The 24,696-nt window shown below is 56.4% G+C and carries 18 protein-coding genes; 6 read left to right on the forward strand and 12 right to left on the reverse strand.

What is annotated here, in order from left to right:
* Nucleotides 1-177 precede the first annotated feature (177 nt).
* On the forward strand, nucleotides 178-2,373 hold the full coding sequence (locus ACF8PE_RS03185) for an EAL domain-containing protein (RefSeq protein ID WP_077227744.1): 2,196 nt from the start codon (nucleotides 178-180) through the stop codon (nucleotides 2,371-2,373).
* A gap of 40 nt (nucleotides 2,374-2,413) precedes the next feature.
* Here the strand turns inward: ACF8PE_RS03185 and ACF8PE_RS03190 are convergent, their stop codons facing one another.
* A complete protein-coding gene (locus tag ACF8PE_RS03190) occupies nucleotides 2,414-3,601 on the reverse strand; it encodes a NupC/NupG family nucleoside CNT transporter (RefSeq protein ID WP_032612948.1) in 1,188 nt (395 codons plus the stop codon).
* Nucleotides 3,602-3,946: 345 nt separating this feature from the next.
* Here ACF8PE_RS03190 and ACF8PE_RS03195 point away from each other — a divergent pair, with 345 nt between their 5' ends.
* Nucleotides 3,947-5,188 (forward strand): Nramp family divalent metal transporter, encoded by a 1,242-nt coding sequence (locus tag ACF8PE_RS03195; RefSeq protein ID WP_059307444.1) that lies wholly within the window; start codon nucleotides 3,947-3,949, stop codon nucleotides 5,186-5,188.
* Between the two features lie 29 nt (nucleotides 5,189-5,217).
* On the opposite strand, the gene ypeC is transcribed toward ACF8PE_RS03195, so the two are convergent.
* Together ypeC and mgrA are read right to left on the reverse strand one after the other, a co-directional pair.
* Entirely contained in the window at nucleotides 5,218-5,553 is a 336-nt protein-coding gene (gene ypeC / locus ACF8PE_RS03200) for a DUF2502 domain-containing protein YpeC (RefSeq protein WP_032612944.1), read from the reverse strand.
* A gap of 127 nt (nucleotides 5,554-5,680) precedes the next feature.
* Nucleotides 5,681-6,679: an L-glyceraldehyde 3-phosphate reductase gene (gene mgrA, locus ACF8PE_RS03205; protein ID WP_223610501.1), complete on the reverse strand. Its 999-nt coding sequence runs from the start codon at nucleotides 6,677-6,679 to the stop codon at nucleotides 5,681-5,683.
* Nucleotides 6,680-6,863: 184 nt separating this feature from the next.
* Here mgrA and ipdC point away from each other — a divergent pair, with 184 nt between their 5' ends.
* Nucleotides 6,864-8,519 (forward strand): indolepyruvate decarboxylase, encoded by a 1,656-nt coding sequence (gene ipdC / locus ACF8PE_RS03210; RefSeq protein ID WP_077227746.1) that lies wholly within the window; start codon nucleotides 6,864-6,866, stop codon nucleotides 8,517-8,519.
* On the opposite strand, the gene ACF8PE_RS03215 is transcribed toward ipdC, so the two are convergent.
* On the reverse strand, nucleotides 8,520-9,755 hold the full coding sequence (locus ACF8PE_RS03215) for an ion channel protein (RefSeq protein WP_392494586.1): 1,236 nt from the start codon (nucleotides 9,753-9,755) through the stop codon (nucleotides 8,520-8,522). It lies immediately after the preceding gene.
* A gap of 204 nt (nucleotides 9,756-9,959) precedes the next feature.
* Here ACF8PE_RS03215 and glk point away from each other — a divergent pair, with 204 nt between their 5' ends.
* Nucleotides 9,960-10,925 carry a glucokinase gene (glk, locus tag ACF8PE_RS03220; RefSeq protein WP_032612938.1) on the forward strand — a complete coding sequence of 322 codons (966 nt, stop codon included), beginning with the start codon at nucleotides 9,960-9,962 and terminating at the stop codon, nucleotides 10,923-10,925.
* Between the two features lie 41 nt (nucleotides 10,926-10,966).
* On the opposite strand, the gene ACF8PE_RS03225 is transcribed toward glk, so the two are convergent.
* Both ACF8PE_RS03225 and ACF8PE_RS03230 read right to left on the reverse strand, forming a co-directional pair.
* Nucleotides 10,967-11,704 carry a LytTR family DNA-binding domain-containing protein gene (locus tag ACF8PE_RS03225; protein WP_032612936.1) on the reverse strand — a complete coding sequence of 246 codons (738 nt, stop codon included), beginning with the start codon at nucleotides 11,702-11,704 and terminating at the stop codon, nucleotides 10,967-10,969.
* Nucleotides 11,705-11,707: 3 nt separating this feature from the next.
* Nucleotides 11,708-13,414, reverse strand: a complete 1,707-nt coding sequence (locus ACF8PE_RS03230) for a sensor histidine kinase (RefSeq protein WP_032612934.1) — start codon at nucleotides 13,412-13,414, stop codon at nucleotides 11,708-11,710.
* Between the two features lie 384 nt (nucleotides 13,415-13,798).
* On the opposite strand from ACF8PE_RS03230, the gene alaC reads away from it, so the two are divergent.
* On the forward strand, nucleotides 13,799-15,040 hold the full coding sequence (alaC, locus tag ACF8PE_RS03235; RefSeq protein WP_032612932.1) for an alanine transaminase: 1,242 nt from the start codon (nucleotides 13,799-13,801) through the stop codon (nucleotides 15,038-15,040).
* A gap of 56 nt (nucleotides 15,041-15,096) precedes the next feature.
* Here the strand turns inward: alaC and ypdK are convergent, their stop codons facing one another.
* The 6 genes from ypdK to ACF8PE_RS03265 all read right to left on the reverse strand — a co-directional run bounded on the left by ypdK (nucleotide 15,097) and on the right by ACF8PE_RS03265 (nucleotide 22,948).
* Nucleotides 15,097-15,354, reverse strand: a complete 258-nt coding sequence (gene ypdK / locus ACF8PE_RS03240) for a membrane protein YpdK (protein WP_040287801.1) — start codon at nucleotides 15,352-15,354, stop codon at nucleotides 15,097-15,099.
* Nucleotides 15,355-15,528: 174 nt separating this feature from the next.
* On the reverse strand, nucleotides 15,529-16,449 hold the full coding sequence (gene lpxP / locus ACF8PE_RS03245; RefSeq protein ID WP_098946260.1) for a kdo(2)-lipid IV(A) palmitoleoyltransferase: 921 nt from the start codon (nucleotides 16,447-16,449) through the stop codon (nucleotides 15,529-15,531).
* 236 nt (nucleotides 16,450-16,685) lie between these two features.
* Complete coding sequence (locus ACF8PE_RS03250) at nucleotides 16,686-18,131, reverse strand: hypothetical protein (protein WP_392494588.1); 1,446 nt, start codon at nucleotides 18,129-18,131, stop codon at nucleotides 16,686-16,688.
* Entirely contained in the window at nucleotides 18,128-18,481 is a 354-nt protein-coding gene (locus ACF8PE_RS03255) for a hypothetical protein (protein ID WP_059307450.1), read from the reverse strand. The genes ACF8PE_RS03250 and ACF8PE_RS03255 overlap by 4 nt, the downstream gene beginning before the upstream one ends.
* A 158-nt stretch (nucleotides 18,482-18,639) precedes the next feature.
* On the reverse strand, nucleotides 18,640-22,014 hold the full coding sequence (locus ACF8PE_RS03260; protein ID WP_392494590.1) for a CapA family protein: 3,375 nt from the start codon (nucleotides 22,012-22,014) through the stop codon (nucleotides 18,640-18,642).
* 10 nt (nucleotides 22,015-22,024) lie between these two features.
* Nucleotides 22,025-22,948, reverse strand: coding sequence for a S9 family peptidase (locus ACF8PE_RS03265; protein WP_239524601.1), 924 nt, complete (start codon nucleotides 22,946-22,948; stop codon nucleotides 22,025-22,027).
* Nucleotides 22,949-23,033: 85 nt separating this feature from the next.
* Here ACF8PE_RS03265 and ACF8PE_RS03270 point away from each other — a divergent pair, with 85 nt between their 5' ends.
* Nucleotides 23,034-24,695: a Mur ligase gene (locus tag ACF8PE_RS03270; RefSeq protein ID WP_392494591.1), complete on the forward strand. Its 1,662-nt coding sequence runs from the start codon at nucleotides 23,034-23,036 to the stop codon at nucleotides 24,693-24,695.
* Nucleotide 24,696 lies beyond the last annotated feature (1 nt).

Consider the following 24,696-nt stretch of genomic DNA (forward strand, 5'->3'; position numbering starts at 1 on the left):
TTTTATGCCTGCAAGAAACCCTTTACTATCACCGCATTGACAAATAAATAGCTTTGCCTGGTAAAAACTTTACTTTATGTAATGACTTTTCCTGACCTGGAACGTTGTATGACGGTATTGAAGTGTCTATCATTAATACGAATTTAATATCGCCAGGTAAACAGTTAAATAAAATTAATGAAAAGCATAGTTAATATTAACGGAAAGAGCTTTCTGCTTGCTCTGGCGTTATGCATGATTGTCGTGCCTTTTTCCCGGCTTATTTCACCGAAATCTGTTGTCGATGGCTTTGAGGTTTATCTTGCATGGATGCCGCTGAGCGTCATGCTAGCGATCATATTATTATTTGGCCGTCAGGCCATCCTGCCAATTATTATCAGCTTTGCCATACTTAACGAATGGAATTTACAGCTGTCTGCCAGGCAGGATGTTGTCCTCCTTTTTTGCCAGGTATTTAGTACTTTAGCAGTATGCGCCATCCTTCGTTGGCAGGTGGGATCGCGCTGGCGCTACCATGTGCCCAGCCGGTTCATGGCGGCGCGCATTACGTGGCTAGGATTTGCCTTACCGCTGGGAATAAAAATGTCGATGTTCCTGGCCAGCTATTTGTGTGATTTTCCCGTTACCCTCGCCAATTTCACGGACAGAGGCTCGATAATTTATCATATTGTCGATATTCAGAGCCTGGTTTGCGCCGTTATCATCTTTACCATGCTGTTCTATTATCCGTTAAGGATGATAATTAATCCGAATTATGCGCGCGCCTTCTGGCAAAGAAATATGCGTGATTCTTTCTCATCTCGAAACCGATTATTTACATCTGTATTACTTGTTTGCTTAATTGCCGGGCTGCTTCTGCTCTGCTTGCCTTTTACCTCCGATATTATTGCTGGCTATCTGGTTCCAGTTATTTTCATTTTATTTACAATTGGCATCAGTCGTTTTCGCTATCCCATGATTGCCCTTGGTTGGGCGTTAAGTGCGCTGATGTTGCTGACCTACAACAGTAACTTTTTGCAGGGCGTGCAGAACGGCTACTCGCTGGCGTTTGTGCTGTCGGTACTTATCTCTTTCGCCATCTGTCTGTCATATATGTCGCGCATTTATCAGCGCAGCGAATGGCTTAAGCGCGGCTGGCAGGAGAGGGCGTTGATCGACCCGCTGACCGGCTTACGTAACCTGCGCGCTCTGGAATCCTTTTTGACAGACAACAAGGACACCACCCTGTGCTGTTTGCGGATGGATAATCTGGAGTTCCTGAGCCGTCATTACGGCCTGATGATGCGCGTGCAGTGTAAACGCGCCATTATCCGCCAGCTGCAGCCGCTGCTGATGCCCAATGAACAAGTTTTCCAGATCCCCGGTAACGAACTGGTAGTCGTGCTTAGCGGCCCGGAAACTGGCGCCCGGTTGCAGCACATCGTGGATCACCTGAACAGCCGCAAAATCTACTGGAATAACACCGGGCTGGATATTGAGTTTGGCGCTGCCTGGGGTGGGGTGGAATTCAAATGCGGTGAAAGTCTCTATCACACGCTCGGGCAGCTCAGCTGGCTGGCAGAAAAGTCCTGTTCGGCGCATCAGGTGCTGTCGCTGAATAACAGCCTTGAGACAGTCTCCGGGCAGACGACGGATCGCGTCCTGATGCTCGGTCGGGTTAAGCGGGCGCTGGATGAGGGCGGCTTACGCCTGTATGCGCAGCCCATCCAGAGGTGGGATGGCGTGGGCTATCACGAAATCCTGTCGCGTCTGGAGAGCGAAGGAGAGTTGCTGACGCCTGATAAGTTTCTGCCGCTGGTGGCGCAGTTTAACCTGAGCCGACGCTTCGATATGAGCGTCGTGGAGGCGCTGCTGGCATGGTTGCAGGAGCACCCCTCGGATGGTTGCTGCGCGCGTTTCTCCGTAAACCTGATGCCCTTAACGCTGATGCAAAAAGAGGTCGCAGCGGAGATTATTGCCCTGTTTGAACGCTACAAGGTAAGGCCGCAGGCGGTGATCATTGAAGTGACCGAAGAGCAGGCATTCTCTAATTCCGAAGTCAGTATCGCCAATATTCAGCAGCTGCGTCATTACGGCTTCAAGCTGGCCATTGACGACTTTGGAACCGGCTATGCCAATTACGAACGTCTCAAGCGCCTGCAGGCCGATGTCATCAAAATTGATGGCTGCTTTGTGAAGGATATTTGTAGCGACAGTATGGATGCGATGATTGTGAAGTCGATCTGCAATCTGGCGAAAACACGGTCGCTCTGTGTAGTGGCGGAGTTTGTCGAAACGGAGGAGCAGCGCGAGATGCTGCTCGCCTCGGGGGTGGATTATCTACAGGGATATTTAGTGGGTAAACCGCGCCCGCTTAGTGAACTACAGGCGTAAAAAAACCGGGGAGGATAAGTCCCCGGTTTTTTTATGCTGATTACAGGACCAGTGCAGCGATAGACGCAGACAGGACGCTGACCAGCGTGGAACCGTATACCAGCTTCAGACCGAAGCGGGAAACCACGTTACCTTGCTCTTCGTTCAGGCCTTTAATCGCACCCGCGATGATACCGATGGAAGAGAAGTTGGCGAAGGAGACCAGGAACACGGAGAGAATGCCTTCGGCGCGCGGGGAGAGGGAACCGGCGATTTTCTGCAGATCCATCATTGCGACGAATTCGTTAGAAACCAGTTTGGTTGCCATAATACTGCCCACCTGCAGTGCTTCGCTTGCCGGCACACCCATCACCCAGGCTACCGGGTAGAAGATGTAACCCAGAATGCCCTGGAAGGAGATACCCAGTACGGCAGCAAACAGGGCGTTCAGCGCGGAGATCAGGGCGATAAAGCCGATCAGCATTGCCGCAACGATAACCGCCACTTTGAAACCTGCCAGAATATACTCGCCCAGCATTTCGAAGAAGCTCTGACCTTCGTGCAGATTAGCCATCTGCAGGTTCTCTTCACTCTCATCCACGCGGTACGGGTTGATCAGGGACAGCACGATAAAGGTGCTGAACATGTTCAGAACCAGCGCAGCCACAACATATTTTGGCTCCAGCATGGTCATATACGCGCCCACGATAGACATGGAAACGGTAGACATAGCCGTGGCCGCCATGGTGTACATGCGGTTGCGGGACATTTTGCCAAGAATATCTTTATACGCGATAAAGTTCTCAGACTGACCAAGGATCAGGGAGCTTACGGCGTTGAAAGATTCCAGTTTGCCCATGCCGTTAACTTTAGACAGCACAGTACCAATGGCGCGGATCACAATTGGCAGAATGCGAATGTGCTGCAGAATACCGATCAGGGCAGAGATGAAGACGATAGGGCACAGAACTTTCAGGAAGAAGAACGCCAGACCTTCGTCGTTCATTTTACCGAACACGAAGTTAGTCCCTTCATTAGCAAATCCGAGCAGTTTTTCGAACATCTCAGAGAAGCCCTTCACAAAGCCCAGACCTACATCTGAGTTCAGGAAGAACCAGGCAAGCAGCACTTCAATGACGAGCAACTGAATAACATAACGAATACGGATTTTTTTACGATCGCTGCTGACCAGCAACGCAAGCACGGCAACGACAACAAGTGCGAGGACAAAATGTAGGACGCGGTCCATATTTGCTCCAAATATGAGGCAGGTTTAATTTCGCTGCACATTCTATGAAACAAGCGTAAAGAAAACGAGATCAAAGCCACACTATAGTCACGTCCTGTGACGAGACTCAAAAATAGTGACATACGATACATTTTTGTTATGTTATGTAAATGACTTAAAAGTTAAGTTTCTGTGCTAGGCTTCACAAAGGTTGCATGCTTTTTACCCGTCCGTTTATCGACTAATCCAGTCTGTGTATCGTTCTTCGCTATCACTGTAATCACTATAACCAACTTAAATGAACTTGATAATCATTCGCATTTTGATAGCATTAAACATAGCAAAGGCTATATTCCTGAGGCAAAAATGAGCAATAGTCGCGTTGATGAGAGTAGCAGTGGCAAAGCAGCACGCAAAATGCGGTTCGCATTAATGGGACCTGCGTTTATTGCCGCCATTGGCTATATCGACCCCGGTAATTTTGCGACCAATATTCAGGCCGGGGCCAGCTTCGGCTATAAGCTGCTGTGGGTGGTGGTTTGGGCCAACCTGATGGCGATGATGATTCAGGTGCTGTCGGCAAAACTTGGCATCGCCACCGGCAAAAACCTTGCGGAACAGATCCGCGACCACTATCCGCGTCCGCTGGTCTGGTTTTACTGGGTGCAGGCAGAGATCATTGCCATGGCGACCGACCTTGCGGAATTTATCGGCGCCGCGATCGGCTTCAAGCTGATCTTGGGGGTATCGCTGCTGCAAGGGGCGGTATTGACCGGTATCGCCACCTTCTTGATCCTGATGCTGCAACGGCGCGGGCAAAAACCGCTCGAAAAAGTGATTGGTGGCCTGCTGCTGTTTGTGGCGGCGGCCTATATTGTGGAGCTGATCTTCTCCCAGCCGGACGTTATCCAACTCGGCAAGGGGATGGCAATCCCGAGCCTGCCGACGACTGAAGCGGTGTTCCTTGCGGCCGGGGTACTGGGCGCCACCATTATGCCGCACGTGATCTATCTGCACTCTTCGCTAACGCAGAACCTGCACGGAGGATCGCGCCACGAGCGTTATTCTGCGACCAAATGGGATGTGGCGATTGCCATGACCATTGCCGGGTTTGTGAATCTGGCGATGATGGCCACCGCCGCGGCGGCATTCCACTTCAACGGCCATACTGGTGTTGCCGATCTGGATCAGGCCTATCTGACCCTGGAGCCGTTACTCAGCCACGCGGCGGCCACTATTTTCGGCCTTAGCCTGGTCGCGGCAGGACTCTCATCGACAGTGGTCGGTACCCTTGCGGGGCAGGTCGTTATGCAGGGATTTGTGCGCTTCCATATTCCTTTGTGGGTGCGTCGGTCCATCACCATGCTGCCCTCCTTTATTGTGATCCTGATGGGGCTGGATCCGACCCGCATCCTGGTGATGAGCCAGGTGCTGCTGAGCTTTGGTATTGCGCTGGCGCTGGTGCCGCTGCTGGTGTTCACCAGTGACAAAAAGTTGATGGGCGATCTGGTCAACAGCGTGATGGTCAAACGGGCAGGGTGGGCGATAGTGGTGCTGGTGGTGGCGCTGAATCTGTGGCTACTGATTGGCACAGCAATGGGATTATAAAAAAGGCGCCGCGAGGCGCCTTTTTCGTATCAGTGATGATGACCGTGACCACGACCATGGCCTTTGCGGCCGCGATGGTCATCACGATCTCTCCAGCCTTCGCGATAACCGCGTTCATAGGCGTTACGTTTATCCCAGCCACGATGGTAGCCGTTGTCATGTTTGTGCCAGCGTTTGTTACGCCATTCATAGTTACGATGCCAGTAGCCGCGGTCACGCCAGCCGCCACCGTCCCAGTAGTTACCGTAATTATCGCGATCGCCAATTTGTAATTTTACGGATGGCAACAGGGTGATTTCGCCAGCATTAGCGACCAGCGGGGCTGAAGCCATTAATACTGCTGCCAGAATCAGGGACCTGAACATTGTTATTCTCCTTCACGATCGGAGCCGTAATCGGCTTGTTAACGCAATATTAAGGGGCGGTAAAGCCCCGGATAATCGCTTTAACTCCTAATTCGGAAGGGCATAGCACTTTTTGCTAAAAGTGCCCTTATTCTTCACTGCTTAAAATTGTTTCAATTTCCTTCAGCTCTTCAGGCGTGAAGTGACGATTCGCCAGCATACCCACCGCATCGTCGATTTGCGCCGTTTTACTGGCACCTATCAGCACCGAGGTAATGGCTTCATGATGTAATACCCAGGCCAGCGCCATCTGCGACAATTTCTGGTTACGGCGTTCGGCCAGCGCATTGAGTTTGCGTACCTTCACCAGTTTTTCTTCAGTAATCTGATCCGGGTTCAGGAAGCGGCTACCGCTGGCGGCGCGGGAATCTGCCGGGATCCCGTTCAGATAACGATCGGTCAGCTGGCCGCCCGCAAGCGGCGAAAACGCAATGCATCCCACCCCTTTCTGCTTAAGCACATCCAGCAATCCCTCTTCAGGCGCGCGTTCCAGCATCGAGAATTTTGGCTGGTGGATAAGGCAGGGGGTGCCCAGATCGTCGAGGATTTCGATGGCCTGTCGCGCCAACTCGGCCGGGTAGTTGGACAGCCCAACGTACAGCGCTTTGCCCTGACGCACGATATGGTCGAGCGCTTTCATGGTCTCCTGCAACGGCGTTTCGGGATCCGGGCGGTGGTGATAGAAGATATCCACATACTCCAGCCCCATGCGTTTCAGGCTTTGATCGAGGCTGGCGATCAGGTATTTACGCGAGCCCCAGTCGCCGTACGGCCCCTCCCACATGGTATAACCCGCTTTGCTGGAGATGATCAGTTCATCACGCAAGCTGCTGAAATCCTCCTGCAAAATCCGCCCGAAGTTACGCTCTGCCGATCCCGGCGGTGGACCATAGTTGTTGGCAAGGTCAAAGTGGGTAATGCCCAGATCAAAAGCACGATGTAAAAGTTGACGGCTGTTTTCGATCAGCGTGGCGTCGCCGAAGTTGTGCCACAGCCCGAGGGAGATGGCGGGCAGCTTAAGGCCGCTTTGCCCACATCGTTGATATTGCATTGATTGATAACGATTTTGATCTGCCTGGTAAACCATGAGTTTTGTCCCTCTGCATCAGAAAGTCATCCAGTGTATACGTTTACACAAAGACGAAAGCAAACAGATTAGCGCGCAAAAATACGTAAAGCATGGTTTCCACGACCTGATTATTCCCAATTCTGGACAGCTATCACGCTTCTTCAATACTCAAAGTGAAGTCAACATTATAAGGATAATAGTCATGCAAACCCCCTACACCGTCGCCGATTACCTGCTGGACCGCCTTACAGATTGTGGTGCCGATCATCTGTTTGGTGTGCCAGGCGACTACAATTTGCAGTTTCTCGATCACGTTATCGCCAGCCCGGATATTGGCTGGGTTGGTTGTGCCAATGAATTGAACGCCGCCTACGCGGCCGATGGCTACGCGCGCTGCAAAGGTTTTGCCGCGCTCTTGACCACCTTTGGGGTGGGCGAGCTTAGCGCCATGAACGGTATCGCGGGCAGTTTCGCCGAGCATGTTCCGGTTCTGCATATCGTGGGCGCGCCGGGCAGCGCTTCGCAGAAAAAAGGGGAGCTGCTGCACCACACGCTCGGTGACGGCGAATTTCGTCACTTTTATAAAATGAGTGAGCCCGTTACCGTCGCGCAGGCCCATCTCACTGAGCAAAATGCCTGCTATGAAATCGACCGCGTATTGACGGAGATGCTCCGGGAGCGCCGCCCGGGCTACATCATGCTGCCTGCCGATGTGGCAAAAAAACCTGCCACGCCGCCTGTAAGCGCTCTCATTGATCGTCTTTATGAAAGTGACAGTTTCCGCCTCGATGCCTTCCGCCAGGCGGCAGAGAAAAGGCTGGCAGCGAGCGAGCGCACCGCGCTGCTGGCGGATTTCCTCGTCCTGCGTTACGGCCTGCAGAGCCAGCTCCAGCGCTGGGTGGAGCAAACGCCCATGGCGCATGCCACCTTGCTGATGGGGAAAGGCATTTTTGACGAGCGCAAACCGGGCTTCGCAGGCACCTACAGCGGCTCTGCCAGTGCCGCCGGAGTCAACGAAGCCATTGAAGGAGCCGATACGGTGATCTGCGTGGGGACACGCTTTACCGATACCCTCACCGCCGGGTTCACCCACAAACTCACGCAGCAGCAGACTATCGACGTTCAGCCGCACGCCTCGCGGATCGGGGATGTCTGGTATACCGGGATCCCGATGACCCAGGCGATTGAGGTGCTGTCCAGCCTCTGTCATCAGTATGCCAGCGCCACTACGGCGACCCGTCCGGCGCGTCAGCTGCATGCAGTCCACCCCGGTACGTTAAGCCAGGACAGTTTCTGGCAAACGCTACAAACCTTTATTCGTCCGGGGGATATCATTCTGGCCGATCAGGGAACCTCCGCTTTTGGTGCGGGCGCACTGCGCCTACCCGAAGACGTGAATTTTATTGTTCAGCCGATCTGGGGGTCGATTGGGTATACGCTTGCTGCCGCCTATGGCGCGCAGACGGCCTGCCCGGATAGGCGCGTGATTGCGATTACCGGCGACGGCGCAGCGCAGCTCACCATTCAGGAGCTGGGTTCCATGCTGCGGGATAAACAGCGCCCGGTGATCATGGTGCTGAACAACGAAGGCTACACGGTTGAGCGCGCGATTCATGGTCCCAATCAGCGTTACAACGACATTGCCCTGTGGAACTGGACGCAGATCCCGCAGGCACTCAGCCTGGATTGTCAGGCTGAGTGCTGGCGGGTGAGTGAGGCGGTGCAGCTGGAAGAGGTGCTGGAAAAAGTGGCGCACCCGGAACGGCTTTCGCTGATTGAGGTCATGCTGCCGAAAGCCGATGTTCCGCCGCTGCTGAGTGGCATCATCCAGGCGCTGGAGGCGCGTAAAAGCGCCTGATTATTTGTCCTCGCCAGAGGCAGCCAGCATCGGTCTGCCCGCCAGCAACAGCCAGGCGGGCAGCATCACAATACAAAGGAGCGGCAGCAGGGTGGTGTCTGGCACCACCACTGCCGCCATAAACAGGCTCAGCCACGCATCCCGGGTAACAACCAGCACCAGTCCCAGAATCGAACAGGAGATGGTGATCGCCGCCGGAACCGCCTCAACGTGCTCATGCAGCATCAGCCCCAAGGCAACGCCGACAAACACCGCCGGGAAAATGCGTCCTCCGCGAAAACCGCAGGCCGCTGCCACCACCAGCGCCGCCAGTTTGATCAGCGCAAAAAGCAGGTAATCGGAGACGGTGAACACCTGGCTGAAGGCCATCTGCTGCATCTCATCCAGCCCTTTAAACAGCGTAATGTTCCCCCCGACAGCGCCGAGGATCCCCATAATCAGTCCACCCATCCCCAGGATCAGCACCGGATGCTTCAGGCGATGCATCAGCCGGTGCAGGCGCGGCAGACACCAGACCGCCACCATCCCCAGCGCGATGGCGATGGCGGCAACAATCGCCCCGCTAAAGATATCGGCCAGCTGCATCTGGCTGTAATGGGCGATGTGCAATGAAAAGTGGGGATGGAAAAACAGGCTGGTGGTCAGGGCACCCGCGGCGGCAGACAACAGCGGGGCGAACAGGCGATCCCAGAGGGGGATGTCGGCATTGCCGCTCAGGGTCTGGGAAAATATCAGCGCCGCCGCAACGGGTGTGCCGAACAGCGCGCCGATGGTGCCCGCCGAGGCGAGAATGGTCCAGTCCAAAGTGTTAACCCGGGGCAAGATACGCGACCCCACGGCAACGGCGAGGGCGATATTCACCGCCATCACCGGATGCTCTGGCCCGAGGCTGACGCCCCCCGCCAGGCCGATAATCAGGGCGATGATCAGCCCGGGCAGGGCGGCCGTATCCACCGGCGCGCCAATCAGCGGCTCTGTCGCCGGATCCGGCCCGGCATGGCCAGGGCTGTAGCGGATCACCAGCCCCACGGCAATGCCGGTTAAGGTCAGGATTAAAATCACCCAGGTCGGAGAACTCGCGTTGAGGCCAACTGTGGAAGGTAATGACGTCCACAGTACCGACTGTAATACGGCGGCAACTTTCATGATCACAATCAGAATCAGGCTGGAGGCGACGCCAATAATCAGCGCGGGAGGGGCCAACAGCAGCATCGTTCTGGCTCGCGGATGGAGCATGATGATTTCCTTGTAAAAAATGGCGATCTTTACTTTGCACGCTCAGACTGATGCTAATAGTGCAAATGGTGCTGAAACGGTAAAGTTATTCTGTGATGAAGATCTATAATCCTGGGGTGCTTTTATTCAGGTCGTTGTTGTTATCGGGCCTTGAATTTAGAGTGTGCCAAAGAGTTATTTTGACTTTAGCGGAGCAGTAGAAGAATGACAAAGTATGCTTTGGTAGGTGATGTAGGAGGCACTAACGCGCGTCTGGCGTTATGTGACGTCAACTCGGGGGAAATCTCCCGCGCCAAAACCTATTCCGGGCTGGATTATCCTAGCCTCGAAGCGGTGGTTCGTGTCTATCTGACCGAGCATGATGTCAGCGTGGAAGATGGCAGCATTGCCATTGCCTGCCCGATTACCGGTGACTGGGTGGCGATGACCAACCACACCTGGGCGTTTTCCACGGCGGAGATGAAAGCGAACCTCGGGTTTGCGCATCTGGAAATTATTAACGACTTTACCGCAGTGTCGATGGCGATCCCCATGTTAAAGCCGGAGCATCTGATCCAGTTTGGCGGCACCCAGCCGGTTGAAGGTAAGCCTATCGCGGTCTATGGCGCCGGTACCGGGCTTGGCGTGTCGCATCTGGTACACGTCGACAAGCGCTGGATCAGCCTGCCAGGCGAAGGCGGGCACGTGGATTTCGCGCCTAACAGCGAAGAAGAGGGCATTATCCTCGAAGAGCTGCGCGCGGAGCTGGGCCATGTGTCGGCAGAGCGCGTGCTTTCCGGCCCTGGGCTGGTCAATCTCTATCGGGCAATCGTGAAGTCTGACGGGCGTCTGCCAGAAAACCTGCAGCCGAAAGACGTGACCGAACGCGCGCTGGAAGACAGTTGCACCGACTGCCGTCGTGCGCTGTCGCTTTTCTGCGTCATCATGGGCCGTTTTGGCGGCAACCTGGCGCTGAATCTGAACACCTTTGGTGGAGTTTATATTGCGGGCGGGATTGTGCCGCGTTTCCTCGAGTTCTTTAAATCCTCCGGTTTCCGCGGTGGGTTTGAAGATAAGGGCCGCTTCCGCGACTACGTTCAGGATATCCCGGTGTACCTGATTGTGCATGACAACCCGGGTCTGCTCGGCGCCGGAGCGCATCTGCGTCAGACTCTGGGCCAGGTGCTGTAACCCTTCCACCCCGGTGAAATGCCGTTCACCGGGGCTTCCTTTTACAGGTGCATCAGCTGGCGAAACTCTTTCACCTTGCTGCGACTCACCGGCACCTGAAAATCCAGATCCTTCAGCCGCAAAATATAGGTGTTGTTAAACCATGGCTCGATCTCGCGGATCTTATGCAGGTTGACGCAGAACGAACGGTGGCAGCGGAAAAAATGGCTGGTTGATAGCTTGCTGCAAAATTCCGTGATGTTCATCGGCATGACGAACGACTCGCGGCGGGTATAAACAAACGTCATCTTTTCATGGGCTTCGGCATAATAGATATCGTCCATCGGCGTCACGATGATGCGCTCATCCTTGATCAAATTGATGGTGTCATTTTCGCGCGTGGCTGGTGAAGCTGCGATCTGGCCTGCGCTGGACTGCTGCTGCCAGGCTTGCTCAAGCTTTTGCAGCATGCTGACGATCCGCGACTCCTGATAGGGCTTCAGAATATAATCGAAGGCCTCCAGTTCAAAAGCCTCCACCGCATGCTCTTTCCACGCGGTGACAAAAACGATAAAAGGTTTAGTGGCAAACTGGCTGATGTTTTGCGCCAGCAGCACGCCGTCCAGCGACGGAATATTGATATCCAGAAAAATGGCGTCAACCCTGTTGTGCTGAAGATATTTCAGCACGTCCAGACCGTCCTCAAAAGTGCCGACGATCTCCATCTGGCTATGTTCTTTGATAAGCCAGCTCAGCTCCTGTTGCGCGAGTATTTCATCTTCCACAATGATGACTTTCATGGGTTACTCTCTCCAGGGCGATAACAACGTCTGCGCATGAACGGCGGACCGTTCATTGGGCACATAAAAGGCGATTTCGGTGCCCGGCTCAAGGCGGCGAATATGCAGCCCTTCACCATAGAGCAGCTTAACGCGGTGGTGAACATTCAGCAGGCCAATTTTATTGCCAGGCATCTCGTTCGACTCCACCCGCTCAATCACTTTTGGATCAATACCGTGGCCGGTATCCCGTACCGCCACCCGCACCCGGTTGCCGCACTCCGCCACGCTTATCGTCACCACGCCCTTGCCTTTACGCGGCTGAATGCCGTGGACAATGGCATTTTCCACCAACGGCTGGATCAGCAGGCTCGGGATCACGCAGTTTACCTCTTCATCAATGTCGTAGATGACGGTGAGCTTGTCGCCAAACCGCGCCTGCTCAATGGCGATGTAATCCTTAATCTGGTACAGCTCTTTTTTGATGTCGATCTGCTCGTCATCCTTCAGCTCGATGTTGTAGCGCAAATAGCGCGACAGGTTAAAGATCAGCTGGCGGGCGGTGTCCGGGTTCATTCGGATCGACGAGGAGATGGCATTCAGGGCATTGAACAGGAAATGGGGATTAATTTTACTTTGCAGGGCGCGCAGCTCGGCCTTGTTGGCCATCTCCCGCAGCTGCTCGGCACGGGACACCTCCAGCTGGGTGGAGATAATCTGCGACAGCCCGACCGCCATCTCCTGTAAGGAGGATGTAATCTGGTGCGCGTGGCAGTAGTAAATTTTTAGCGTACCGGTGACGACCCCTTTTTCCCACAGCGGGATCACCAGCATGGAATGGATCTCCGGGGTGCGGTGGGCTTCGTCGTTATTTTTGATGATAATTTTGCCGTCGCTGATCGCCTGCCGGGTAGTGGGGCTAACGGTGTCGTCATTATCCTGGTAGTTATGTTCACCCACGCCCACATAGGCCAGCACCCGGTTAATATTGGTAATGGCGACGGCATCGGCGTGAATGTCGGTGCGGATGATGTCGCAAACTTTACGCAGGGATTCGGCGTTGATATCACGAAACAGCGGCAGGGTTTTATTGGCAATATCCAGCGCCAGCTTGGCCTGGCGGGCGGCGCTGGCCTCTTTTTCGCCCTCCACACTCTGCACCAGCAGCACAATAAAGCCCACACAGACGCTGCCGAGGATCATCGGAATGCCGATTTTCGACACGATATCCAGCCCCAGGTCGACAGTGGGGGCCCAGGCCACCACCAGGATCATGGTCAGGGTTTCGCAGATCATCCCGGCGATAATACCTGCCCGCCAGTGCTGTTTTTTGGGGATTTTACGGTTGATCCAGCCCGATAAGATCCCCGCGATGATGCTGGTGATCAGGCAGGGAACTGCCGTCACGCCGCCGATATCAATCAGGTAACGATGAAGCCCGGCGATGACGCCGGTGATGATCCCGACCCAGGGGCCAAACAGGATCCCGCCGGACATCACGGCAATGATGCGCACGTTGACCAGGGATCCTTCCACCGGCACCCCGGACCAGGTGCTGAACAGGGCAAACATGGAGAAAATGGCGGTTACCGCCAGCAGCTCGCGCGGCGAGTGGGCCGATTTATGCAGCAGCTCGCGAAACAGGCGGATGCGGATGAGGAAGAACAGGCAAATCAGCATTAATGCCGCCCGATCGAAGACCGCCAGCAGCATATTAAATATTTCGTGCACAGTGTGACCTGGGAAAACGGGAAAAAACCATGATAAAAAACCTCACGCCCAATGACCAGTCATCCGTCGGTTTTATCAAATGGGGAGAAACCACACTCTTCAAAGGGGAAGGTGTTAGCTTGCCCTGAACGTTGCACTTGTGAGAAAAACCACCCGGAAGTCGTAAATATAATGATATTAAAGTGTTAACAAAAAAGCCTTGAAAAGACATCCGGTCATTTTTACTTCCCGTTTTATCCGCAGCAGAGTTCCCGTTTTTGCGCTGCGATTTTTTTATTTATCCCTCTCGACAAGGCGAATTTTTTCAGGTTATTTTCTAAGCACGCCACACATCGTGGCGACGTCGCTCGGACGGTCCGGGCGCTAACGTTATCTGAGGTAGGTATGGCTGATTCCAGTCCTGAACGCCGTTTTTCGCGTATCGATCGTCTCCCCCCGTATGTTTTTAATATTACCGCTGAACTGAAAATGGCTGCGCGTCGGCGCGGCGAAGACATTATTGATTTCAGTATGGGCAACCCGGACGGCGCTACGCCGCCGCATATCGTGGAAAAACTCTGCACCGTCGCCCAGCGCCCGGATACGCATGGCTACTCCACTTCCAAAGGCATCCCACGTTTACGCCGCGCCATTTCGCGCTGGTATCAGGACCGCTATCAGGTGGAGATCGATCCCGAGAGCGAAGCCATCGTCACCATCGGCTCGAAAGAGGGGCTGGCGCATCTGATGCTGGCGACCCTGGATCATGGCGACACGGTGCTGGTGCCGAATCCCAGCTATCCAATCCATATTTACGGCGCGGTCATCGCCGGGGCGCAGGTTCGCTCCGTGCCGCTGGTGGAGGGCGTTGACTTTTTCAACGAGCTGGAGCGCGCTATCCGCGAAAGTTATCCCAAGCCGAAAATGATGATCCTCGGTTTCCCCTCCAACCCGACCGCGCAGTGTGTCGAACTCGATTTCTTTGAAAAGGTGGTGGCCCTGGCGAAGCGTTACGACGTGCTGGTGGTACATGATCTGGCCTATGCCGATATCGTGTATGACGGCTGGAAAGCCCCGTCGATTATGCAGGTTCCCGGCGCGCGCGACGTGGCCGTAGAGTTCTTCACCCTGTCGAAAAGCTACAACATGGCGGGCTGGCGCATTGGCTTTATGGTCGGCAACAAGACGCTGGTGAATGCGCTGGCGCGCATCAAAAGCTACCACGACTACGGCACCTTTACCCCGTTGCAGGTAGCGGCCATTGCTGCCCTTGAAGGGGACCAGCAGTGCGTGAAAGATATCGCCGCGCAGTACAAGCGTCGCCGCGATGTGCTGGTCAAAGGGCTACATGAAGCAGGCTGGATGGTCGAGATGCCGAAAGCCTCCATGTATGTCTGGGCAAAAATCCCGGATGCCTACGCCGCGATGGGGTCGCTGGAGTTCGCCAAGAAACTGCTGCAGGACGCAAAAGTCTGCGTCTCACCCGGGGTGGGCTTTGGCGAATACGGCGATACCCACGTGCGTTTCGCGCTGATTGAAAACAGCGACCGTATTCGTCAGGCGGTGAGGGGCATCAAGAGTATGTTCCGTGCTGACGGGCTGTTGCCGCAGGGGACAAAAACGGCGCCAGAGCAGGCCGGGCAGTAAGTAGCAAAAAAAACAGGAGCCAGTGGCTCCTGTTTTTTTAACTGCGTTTTCTTCGCTCAGTTCATCATCAGGGCAAAGGTGCCGACCCAGGCGAACACAATCACTGAAAAACCCATAAAGAAATATTTCACGTTCATCGCTCCGCGTATATCGTGATACGCATTAAATTCAGAGTCCAACTGAGTATAGAGAACTGAAGTCAGGCCAAAGCGGAAATGAGAATTATCCCCGTTAGGCGTCGACACCAGCTCAGAATTCTGTGCTTTCTCGCTACCAGACGGCGCTAATGTACGCTTAAATTTTTGGGGTGACAAGAGGCATTTTCTTAAATAATTTCCGCGACTTACGGGTGTCGTGGAACGGCGACAGTTTAATTTCGCAGGGTAATAAACTGCGCCTGAGCAACATAGCGTGCTAACGATAAAGCAGGATGATCACAGGTGATTGAAAAGGTTAGTTTCAAGGTGAAACTAACCTTCAGCAGAGGGCTAACGGTAGAGGGACGGTTCACCTTCAGGACGGGTTTTGAAGCGGCGATGCACCCATAAATACTGCTCTGGCGCACGCATGATCTCTTTCTCGATCACCCGGTTGATGTAGCCTGCGGCAGCAATCTCTTCCTGCGGATAGTTTTCCAGTTCCGGCATGATAAACAGGCGATAACCGCTGTTATCGGTTTTTCTTACCATGGTCACGGTCAGCATCGCGGCTTTGGAGAGGCGTGAAATCACGAAGGTGCCGTTAGTGGTGGCGACCTTTTTTACCGCAAAGAACGGGGCGAAGCTGCTGCCATTGCGGCCATAATCCTGGTCTGGGGCAAACCACACTGCTTCCCCTTTTTTCAGGGCGCTGACCAGCCCGCGTAAATTATTACGGCTAATCATGGCTTTATTGGAACGCATGCGACCGCGGGTCTGCACCCACTCCATCAGGGCGCTGTTATGCGGCCGATAGGTGGCCATCATCGGCTGGCATAAACCCATCACACGACCACCCAGTTCCAGCGACATAAAGTGTACGCCGATCACCATCACCCCGCGGTTTTTGGCCTGGGCACGCTGCAAATTTTCCAGGCCTTCCACGTCGAACCACTTGCGTACCCGGTGATCCGGCCAGAACCAGGCCATCCCCGTTTCCAGTAACGCCATACCAATGGATTTAAAATTTCCAGTCATCAGATGCTCGCGCTCTTCGGGCGATAAAGCCGGAAAACAGAGTTCGAGGTTTCTGCGACCGATGGACTCCCGGCGTTTTAAAAAACGACGCGAGATACTACCGAGGGTGGCACCTAACCAGAGCAGCACCGGGTAAGGAAGTTGCACGAGAAGCCACAGAACACCCAGACCAAACCACGTAAACCAGTAACGCGGGTGCAAAAGGGAGAGGGTGAATTTGCATTGAGACAAGATAAAACAACCTTTATGAAGAATGTGTTGGTAGCGCCAGAAGGGCGATACGCCATACTGCTTATATGACCCGTATTAATACTAATCGTTCCGGGCTGTTACCGTACAGGTCGACTGGTCTGATAATGCGTGTTGACGTTGGGCGGCGTAATGTAGCACTGATATATCTCAACTGCTAACACTACTTCGCGCTTAAAAAACCGGCAAAAAACAGGCCAGATTTTGGTCCGAAAAAGAGCTTATTTATCATCTGTTTCATAGCCAAAATCAAAGCCCATCAACACGTTTTCGCGTAGGGCATGGTTTAACGGATAGCTGTAACTTTGTCCGATACTGACCGCATGAATAACCCGCAACAGGGTGCCGCCGCTCAGCGCCGAGGACTGCCCGGTAATCGCCACCTCTGCACCCTGCAACCCATGGCGTAAAGCGTGATACGCGGGAGAAGCCGTAATGCTGTTATTCATCACGCTGAATATCCCCAGCAGCAGGCAAATCAGCAGCACCGGAAAGCTTAGCGGATGGCGGTTGATGAGGCGAACCGGACGCCACGACGTGAGATACAACAGAGCCGCGCTCAGGGGGAGCAGCAGCAAATAAAGCAGTTTTGCCAGATGGGTAAGCGCGCCGAGCAGCGAGAACATCAGCGCAATAGGCGGGACAATGACCGCCCGCGCCGCATCTTCTCCCTGTTTTTCATTCGCGCCGCCCGCCCCGTAGCTTGCTAGCGCGGCCTGCAGGTGGGGGAGTTGCTGTTGCACGGCGTAATCAAGATGGGGGGCATGCAGTTCAAGAGCAAACTGCTTCAGCGCATCCTCTTTGGGATATTCAGGACGAACCCTGCTCTGGACGGGAAGCGCCAGCCTCTCACGCAGCCGGTCCTGCACCACCTCCAGCATGAAAAATGTCTCCCAGTCGAGTTGAGCCGGGATCATCACGCCGTGATAACGCACGTTTTTCTGTGCAACGGTATGGTAGTCCAGATAATCCTTATAAATGTCTGCACGTGCCGCCAGCCAGGCTTTGTAATAGTTGAGGGTCCCACCCTCCTGGACGCTGATGCTGTCACGCAGGTTTTGCGCTGCCTCGCTTTCAAGCAGATCGTGATAGCGGCTGACCGAACTCATCAACAGCGGCAGCATCGCCAGAAAGGCTTTTCCCGAGGGGCTGGTCCAGGTCTGCCGCTGCCCGCCGTCCTCATCCTGCGGGATCCCCTCCAGCGTCTGGTGCCCGTCAATTAAGGACTGCTGATAGAGCTGTGCCAGCAGCGATTTCTGGCGAAACTCACCGGTGCTTTGCGCGACCTGGTGCTCAATCACCCGTTCCACCGTCTGCCAGGTCACCACGCCGGTCAGCAGGCAGAGCGAAAACACCATGCTTGCCACATACAGCGGGGGAAACGCGATGCCGCGTTTTTTCAGCCGGGCGTTGCCCGCCAGCACCAGCTGTAGCACCAGCAGAGCCGCGGCGATGGCGGTTAACGCCCGGCCATAGCGTTCCATACTGTGGATGTCGTCAGGCGTGGAGAGGCTTCCCACCAGATCCAGCAGGCGCGAATTGAATGCCAGCTCGCAGATGAGGTAGATGAGGGTAAGGATAATCACCAGGCTGTTTTGCCAGAGAGGCAGCACCGGACGCCGGATATCCGGGCGGCTGCTCAGCTCGCCGAGGGCGCGTTCTGTCATGATTTCAGCTCCAGACTCGTCTGCCGGCTTATCGCCGGTTGCCAGATCTGCTCGGGCAATGAATTATCCAGCACCGGCACGGCTCTGGGCTGACGTTGTTCTGCTGCTTTGATCGGCGGGCGTTTTTTCGCTTTTACGCGGGGCGGTTCGTCTTCTGGCGCATCGTTGTACCACGCCTGCACGCGCTGCACAGGCATCACCGGGGGCTGAACGTACGCGGGGCGATAATATTTTTGCACCGGCCGCCCCCGGCTGGCGGCATTATCATGTGAAGCACAGCCGCTTAACGCGAGGATCAGGGCTAACAGCATGGACCCGCAGCGGGGGATGTTTTGCAGTGGCACGCTCATCAATTTGTCCTGACCCTGTATCACAGCGGAGTGATGTCTCCTTAACTGTAATCGGGAATTTTCATTCAGGCAGTTATAGCGCCTGAAAATTCCACATTTGCGCCGCTCCGTTGAGACGGCGTTATGGTCAGTATGTATTCCTCCTTACCCTTCACGCCTCATGATTTTTGAGTATTCATTGCGTGCCCGTCATCCGATGGCATGAGGCCAAAGCGGCTATCCAGCGTCATGGTCAGCCTACATTCGCCGTTAACACTGACGCCACGCCAGCCCGCGCCGTGCTCGCCCTCCCGCATAATCGCCATCCCCTGCGCCTTCAACTGCGCGAGCAGATCGGCAAACTCAGCCTCGTTAACCGGTCGCGGCTGCCAGAAGGTCTTTTTATTGTCGGTATAGATCGGCAGAAGCTGGATCTGCGGCGTCGGGTGGCCGAGCAGCAGACGAACAATAAAACCGTACGCGGGCATGCCACGCGCCTGATACTCGCCGTTACTGTTAAATACGGCATTGCCGATGCTGTAGACCACCAGGCTCTCGCCGAGGCGGGCGGCATCACTCACCATATGCGGCCCGGAGCCGATGATCAGGTCGGCTCCGGCTTCGCTCAGGCGTTTCGCCTGTGCCCGCTGTCCGGCGGTGGTCCAGCGGTAGTCCAGTCCCCAGTGGGCCAGCACGATAGTGGTGGCCGGATGGGAGCGGGCTTTCTCCTGCCGCAGCTGCTCGAGCAGCCCGCCGCTCAGACAGGCGACGCCCGCGCGGCGTGGGCGGGCGTAGAAGGCACACTCTTGTTCCATATAGCGTCGATACCAGTAGGCGCTGAAAATCTTGTACTGCCTGCCGCCCACCGTCAGCACCAGCGGAGCATGTGCCTGCCGGGCATCCAGCCCCGCCCCGATGCAGGCGATCCCGCCTTCATTGAACGCCGCCAGGGTGCTGTGCAGACCCGGTAGTCCGGCATCCATGGCGTGATTATTGCCCAGCGCCACCGCGTCGATGCCCTGTTTACGCAACGCGGCAACCGAGGCGGCAGGATCCCCGGTCAGACAGAACGGTTTTCGGCCTTCCAGGCTGGCGCTCAGGTCGGTGGTCAGGGCAGCTTCAAAGTTGGCGAGGGTAAAGTCGCTACCGCGCAGTAGCGGGGCGATAGCCGCGAAGCTGTGGTCGTAGCCGTGGCGCTGCAGGGCATCGTCAATTCCCCGTGCCTGGCGTCTGCGGGTATACCACTCGCCAAAATAGGTATCTCCCAGCAGGGTGAGGGTGGCGGCAGGCTGGGTGAGATGCCGTTCCACCGGCGCCGGGGCGAGAGCTGGCTGACTGTTCCCGGCGCTGGCAAGAAGTCCATCCAGCAGATAGTCGAGATGGAAGGCGTCATCCGCCCCGGCGGCGCAGGCCAGCCATAGCTCGCCGGCAATCCACTGCAACGCAACGCCCCAGCGCCCCGCACCGAAGTGCCCCCACGCGCTGCCGTCACTGTGCAGGTTGCTGCTTTTTCGGTATACCCGTTCGCCAATTGCCGCCTCAGGCTCAGCCAGCCAGGGTAACAGGTGCGGGTAGCGCTGGTGGAAATGGCGCATCAGCCTGGCGACATCCGCCAGCGTCGTGCGCTGTCCGGGGCGGGGACGACCAGAGACGTTATTGATATGGGTGTGGCGCATGCCAAGCCTGGCGCTCAGCCCCCGGAGTTGTTTCAGGGCCGCTGCGCTGCTGCCCGCCAGCAACTCAGCAAGGTGGATGGCCGCATCGCAGGCGTTATGAATCAGCATCCCCTGTACCAGCGATTTCACAGGTACGCTGCTACCCCGGGGCAGGCCAAGCGCGGGGTTGTCCTGCAGGATGGCGGCAGCTATATCGCGAACGCTGACGGGAGTCTCGAGGGTGATTTTTTTCGCCAGCAGACGCTCCGCAACGCAGGCCGTCAGCAACAACTGGCTGAGGTAGCCCGACGCAAAGGTGCTGTCGCTCAGCTCAGAAATCCGCTGTTCACCGGTAGAAAGATTGATCAGCAGACGTGCGGTTTGCCCTTTCCCGAGCGCAGGCGGCGCTGCGAGGCGGGTTTTCAGCAGGCCGACGACCCGCTTAAAGTCGGAATTACGCCTGCTGCCTTTGACCAGCACGATATCGCCGTCGCGTAACCTCGGCGCTGCGGCCTCGACCAGGGCCTCGGCAGTGAGAAAGTGACCGCCGCGAACAGGCGCTGGCAGGGCATCGTGCAGAGCCGTCATCTCCTCGCCGTGTAAAAATGCCTGCTGGCAGCCTGCCGCCAGCAGGGGTTCTGCCAGCGCACGGTGGATCGCCCCGGCCTGGTCCCCGAGGTTGACGATCCGCCCCAGCAGAGCGATCACCCGGCCCCCGCCGCTTCGGGCGCGCTGCGCCATTACCTCAAAGGCGTTGAGCATCGACAGGTATTCAGCGTTGTAACTGTCATCAATCAGGGTGACGGCTCCGCCGTCCGGCAGCGGCAGGGCGGTAATGCCCATATGCTGTCCGTCGCCACGCCAGGTTTCGAGGCGATTAATACTCTGCGCCACGCTGACGCCCAGCAGATCGGCGGCAATCAGCGCCGCCACCGAGTTGAGCGCGCCGCCCTTACCGGGCACCGCTGGCCGGTAACTCAGGGTCTGGTTGCGCAAGGCGAGGGTGATGTGGCTTCCGTGTGCCTCCGGGGTAAACGCCGTGATACGTACGTCTGCCGCGGGGTGGAAACCGTAGCTGATGATGCGAGCGCCGTCGCGGGTAACGCCCTGCGCCACAATGTCATACCCGGCCATATCGCGGTTTAAGATGGCGTAGCCGCCCGGAATCAAACCGTGGCTGATGCGGGATTTAAACCGTGCCACGTCCTCAAGGGAAGTCACATTCTTGCCCACCTGAGTCATGCCGATTTCAGTCACGATAACGATATGCGGCTTGATCTGGGGTCCGATTCCGCCGTTGCGCATCCACAGGGCCGAGATCGCCACTTCCATTACCACTGCCTGCGGGTTGCTGACGGCGCGAGCCAGCGTGAGGCATGCCCCCGTGCGCGTATTATTGCTCTCGCGGCTCGACACCACCGACATGCCGGGAGTAAGAATGCTGCTCAGCATCGCTTTGGTCGTGGTTTTCCCTACCGTACCGGTGATCGCCACCAGTTTACCGTCCAGCCGTCGCCGCGCCTCTTCGGCCAGCCATTGCAGCGCCTGATAGCTGTTGCCGATGACCAGTTGGGGGAAGTCGGGGGGCAAATTCTCAAGCCGCCGCTGGACGATCGCCCCGCAGTAGCGCGAGGCGTGACGCGAAAGTGACAGATGGGTATCGTCCCAGCCCGCATAAATGCCGGTATTGCCGGAACCTCGCAGCCAGGTGTCGGTATCCATGGCAATGAACAGGCAGGGACGGGTGGGTTGCGACTTAGCATGATAAATGGCGACGTCTTCAGCTCGCCAGTCATCATCCGGGCGATTGTGCCAGACGCCGCCGGGCAGTTTATCGAGATCGGTGGCCGTCCATCCCGGTGCGTTAACACGGCGTTGGTGGGGTGATGTCTGGCTCATGATTGAATCCTTACCTGTGTGGGATGTGCCCGCGCTGCGGACAACGTTTTATGGCGTTGATAGCGGCATTGCCCAGCAGATCGTGGTACTCCGGCGAGGCGGCGGGACGTTCGAGCAGGGTGACCCGGTGGCCATGCTCGCGCAGCGCAGCGGCAAAGCGCGCCTGCAGATCGAACGGCGTGTTGCGATCCTGCGGGTTGCCGACCACCAGGATCAGCCGCTGGGGATCGGCGGCGATCCCGTTAATATGATCGAGCGGATCCCAGGGGGCAGGGAGTCCGGTGCCGTCCAGCGTGGGGGCGGGAGGCTCATTGTGCTCCTGGCGCAGACGCTGCGCCCGCTCCAGCAGGCCCCAGGCGCCGGAGGTCAGGACCGCGCAGTCGATATCGCGGCGACCGAAGGTCAGCAGTGCTGAAGCGGCGGTAGCGCCGCCGCTGTGCCCGCTGAGGATAAAACGCTGAATGCCGTAGCGGGCTTTGATGGCGTCGAGGGCGGCGGCAATCGCCTGAAACTCTTCCGCCTGACGGCGGCGGTAGTGATTGCCGCTGGAGCCGTAGGTGCCGGGTCGGGCAATGATAATCGTCGGCAATCCGGTCTGGCGCAGCATGGCCCGGGCCTGACGGCGTTGTGCCTCGGCGGTATTACCGGGGATGGTGTCGGGGGATCGCTTAATCTGTGAAACCCGGTCGCCTTTCAGTACCACCAGTGCCAGCGGGGCGTCACGCAGCGTGCCAGCGCTGAAATAACGCATGCAGGCCTCGCCCTTAGGGTACTGCACCCAGGCGGCGTCGTTGCTGGTCGGGCACTGTTCCCGGCTGGCCGGTTGGTTCCACAGTAGCGGCGTCTCAGCCTGAGCGAATACGCTTATCAGCAGCAGAAAACCTAACGCACACCCTCGACTCAACACACCGCCCCCGGAGGAAACAATAGACATACAGAATACACAACGCATCACACATAATGTTATCATCGGTTAGGATTTTTCTGACAGGGTTCCTTTGGCGTTATCAGGAGTTAAAATGCCGCTCAGCCACTTTTTAGCGCAAATCCGCCCGGCGATGGAGTTGCTGGACGTTGCGCCTAAACCGCCGATTTGCCCCAGCTGGGCAATCTTTTTTAGCGCCTCCAACGGTCAGCAACGTGCCCACATTGTGCTGGGTCGCGGCGACACCTTTGAGCAGGCCTGGCAGCAGGGCGTGCAGGCGTTACAGCAGTGGCAACAACAGAGCGGCACTGACGTCTGCTGGCTGCGGGTTGACCTTGTCGATAAGGTAGAGGCGCTACGCTGGGACACCCTGGAAGCCCGATTAGCCAAAACCAAACGTAACTATTTTCGCTATGGCCTGAGCCTTGATCTGGCGTTTTGCTACGCCATGCTGGAGCAGGAAATCGCCGCCAATGCGCTGCTCTACCACGGGGACCATGGCGTCGCCACGGCAAACGCCAATAATCTGGCCCATTTCTCTCGTCGTCGTTTCGGCGCGGTGCTGAGCTGGCCCGAACAGCCTGACCAGACACTGTGGCGCTTTACCACCCGGGCGCTGTTTTGCGACGGCGAGCAGTTGCTGCCCCTCGAATCGACAGGACGTAACAGCGGCTATCGTCAGCTTCCCGACTGGCAGGCAACGGCGTTGGAGCCGATGATCGCCTCGGCCACCGACTATCTGGCGCGCCAGATCACCCCTTCCGGGCGCTACCAGTACGGCTGGTTCCCTTGCTTTGATCGCGCCATTCCGACCTATAACGCGCTGCGCCACGCCAGCTCAACCTATGCCCTGCTCGAAGGCTGGGAAGTCACGCAGCAGCCGGAACATCTTGCGGCAATCGAGCGGGCGCTGGCCGATCTCTGTGCCCATTTTATTCGCACCTGTACGCTGCCGGATGGCAGCGAAGCCGATTTCCTGGTGGATACCGGGGATGAGATTAAGCTCGGCGGCAACGCGGTGTGCATCCTGGCGATGGCGAAATACAGCGAGCTGACCGGGGATAATGGCTACCTGGCGCAGATGGCGCGGCTGGCGAACGGGATCGGCTTTATGCAGGATCCCCAAACGGGCGGGTTTGTGCATGTGCTTAACGCCGGGGATCTGTCGCTAAAGGCGGCACATCGCATTATCTATTATGACGGCGAAGCGGCTTTCGCGCTGATGCGCCTCTACGGGCTGACGAAGGCACCGCGCTGGCTGGAAATGGTCGAACGGGCGATGGATCACTTTATCGAACAGAAGCACTGGCAGGCCCACGATCACTGGCTCAGCTACTGCGTGAACGAGTTGACGCTGTACCGGCCACTAGAGCGCTATTACCAGTTTGGGCTGGATAACGTGCGCGACCACCTCGACTTTGTGCAGAACCGGGTGACGACCTATCCCACGCTGCTGGAGCTGATGATGGCGGCATCGCGGATGATCGCGCGGCTTGAAAGCTCACCGCATAAGCATCTGCTGGCGGGCTTCGACATGGCAGTATTCAACCAGGCGCTGGAGACCCGCGCCCGCTATCTGGCTAATGGCTTTTTCTGGCCTGAGCTGGCGATGTTCTTTAAAAACCCGGCGCGGATCGTCGGCAGCTTTTTTATACGTCACCATAGCTACCGCGTGCGGATCGACGATGTTGAACACTACCTTTCTGGCTATGTCGCGTACCGCCAACACTGGCGCGCCCTGACAGGCGAGCAGTGAG

Source organism: Leclercia sp. GLN_9 (assembly GCF_043105735.1).
GTDB classification, from domain to species: domain Bacteria; phylum Pseudomonadota; class Gammaproteobacteria; order Enterobacterales; family Enterobacteriaceae; genus Enterobacter; species Enterobacter adecarboxylatus.

What these genes read in the sequence shown, in the direction of transcription:
- ACF8PE_RS03250 (WP_392494588.1), bottom strand. Translation starts at nt 18,131, where the DNA reads ATGACAGAACGCGCCCTCGGCGAGCTGAGCAGCCGCCCGGATATCCGG.
- ACF8PE_RS03185 (WP_077227744.1), top strand. Translation starts at nt 178, where the DNA reads ATGAAAAGCATAGTTAATATTAACGGAAAGAGCTTTCTGCTTGCTCTG.
- alaC (WP_032612932.1), top strand. Translation starts at nt 13,799, where the DNA reads ATGGCTGATTCCAGTCCTGAACGCCGTTTTTCGCGTATCGATCGTCTC.
- glk (WP_032612938.1), top strand. Translation starts at nt 9,960, where the DNA reads ATGACAAAGTATGCTTTGGTAGGTGATGTAGGAGGCACTAACGCGCGT.
- ACF8PE_RS03260 (WP_392494590.1), bottom strand. Translation starts at nt 22,014, where the DNA reads ATGAGCCAGACATCACCCCACCAACGCCGTGTTAACGCACCGGGATGG.
- ACF8PE_RS03195 (WP_059307444.1), top strand. Translation starts at nt 3,947, where the DNA reads ATGAGCAATAGTCGCGTTGATGAGAGTAGCAGTGGCAAAGCAGCACGC.
- ACF8PE_RS03215 (WP_392494586.1), bottom strand. Translation starts at nt 9,755, where the DNA reads ATGCTCCATCCGCGAGCCAGAACGATGCTGCTGTTGGCCCCTCCCGCG.
- ACF8PE_RS03270 (WP_392494591.1), top strand. Translation starts at nt 23,034, where the DNA reads ATGCCGCTCAGCCACTTTTTAGCGCAAATCCGCCCGGCGATGGAGTTG.
- ACF8PE_RS03255 (WP_059307450.1), bottom strand. Translation starts at nt 18,481, where the DNA reads ATGAGCGTGCCACTGCAAAACATCCCCCGCTGCGGGTCCATGCTGTTA.
- ipdC (WP_077227746.1), top strand. Translation starts at nt 6,864, where the DNA reads ATGCAAACCCCCTACACCGTCGCCGATTACCTGCTGGACCGCCTTACA.
- ypeC (WP_032612944.1), bottom strand. Translation starts at nt 5,553, where the DNA reads ATGTTCAGGTCCCTGATTCTGGCAGCAGTATTAATGGCTTCAGCCCCG.
- ACF8PE_RS03265 (WP_239524601.1), bottom strand. Translation starts at nt 22,948, where the DNA reads ATGTCTATTGTTTCCTCCGGGGGCGGTGTGTTGAGTCGAGGGTGTGCG.
- ACF8PE_RS03190 (WP_032612948.1), bottom strand. Translation starts at nt 3,601, where the DNA reads ATGGACCGCGTCCTACATTTTGTCCTCGCACTTGTTGTCGTTGCCGTG.
- ACF8PE_RS03225 (WP_032612936.1), bottom strand. Translation starts at nt 11,704, where the DNA reads ATGAAAGTCATCATTGTGGAAGATGAAATACTCGCGCAACAGGAGCTG.
- mgrA (WP_223610501.1), bottom strand. Translation starts at nt 6,679, where the DNA reads ATGGTTTACCAGGCAGATCAAAATCGTTATCAATCAATGCAATATCAA.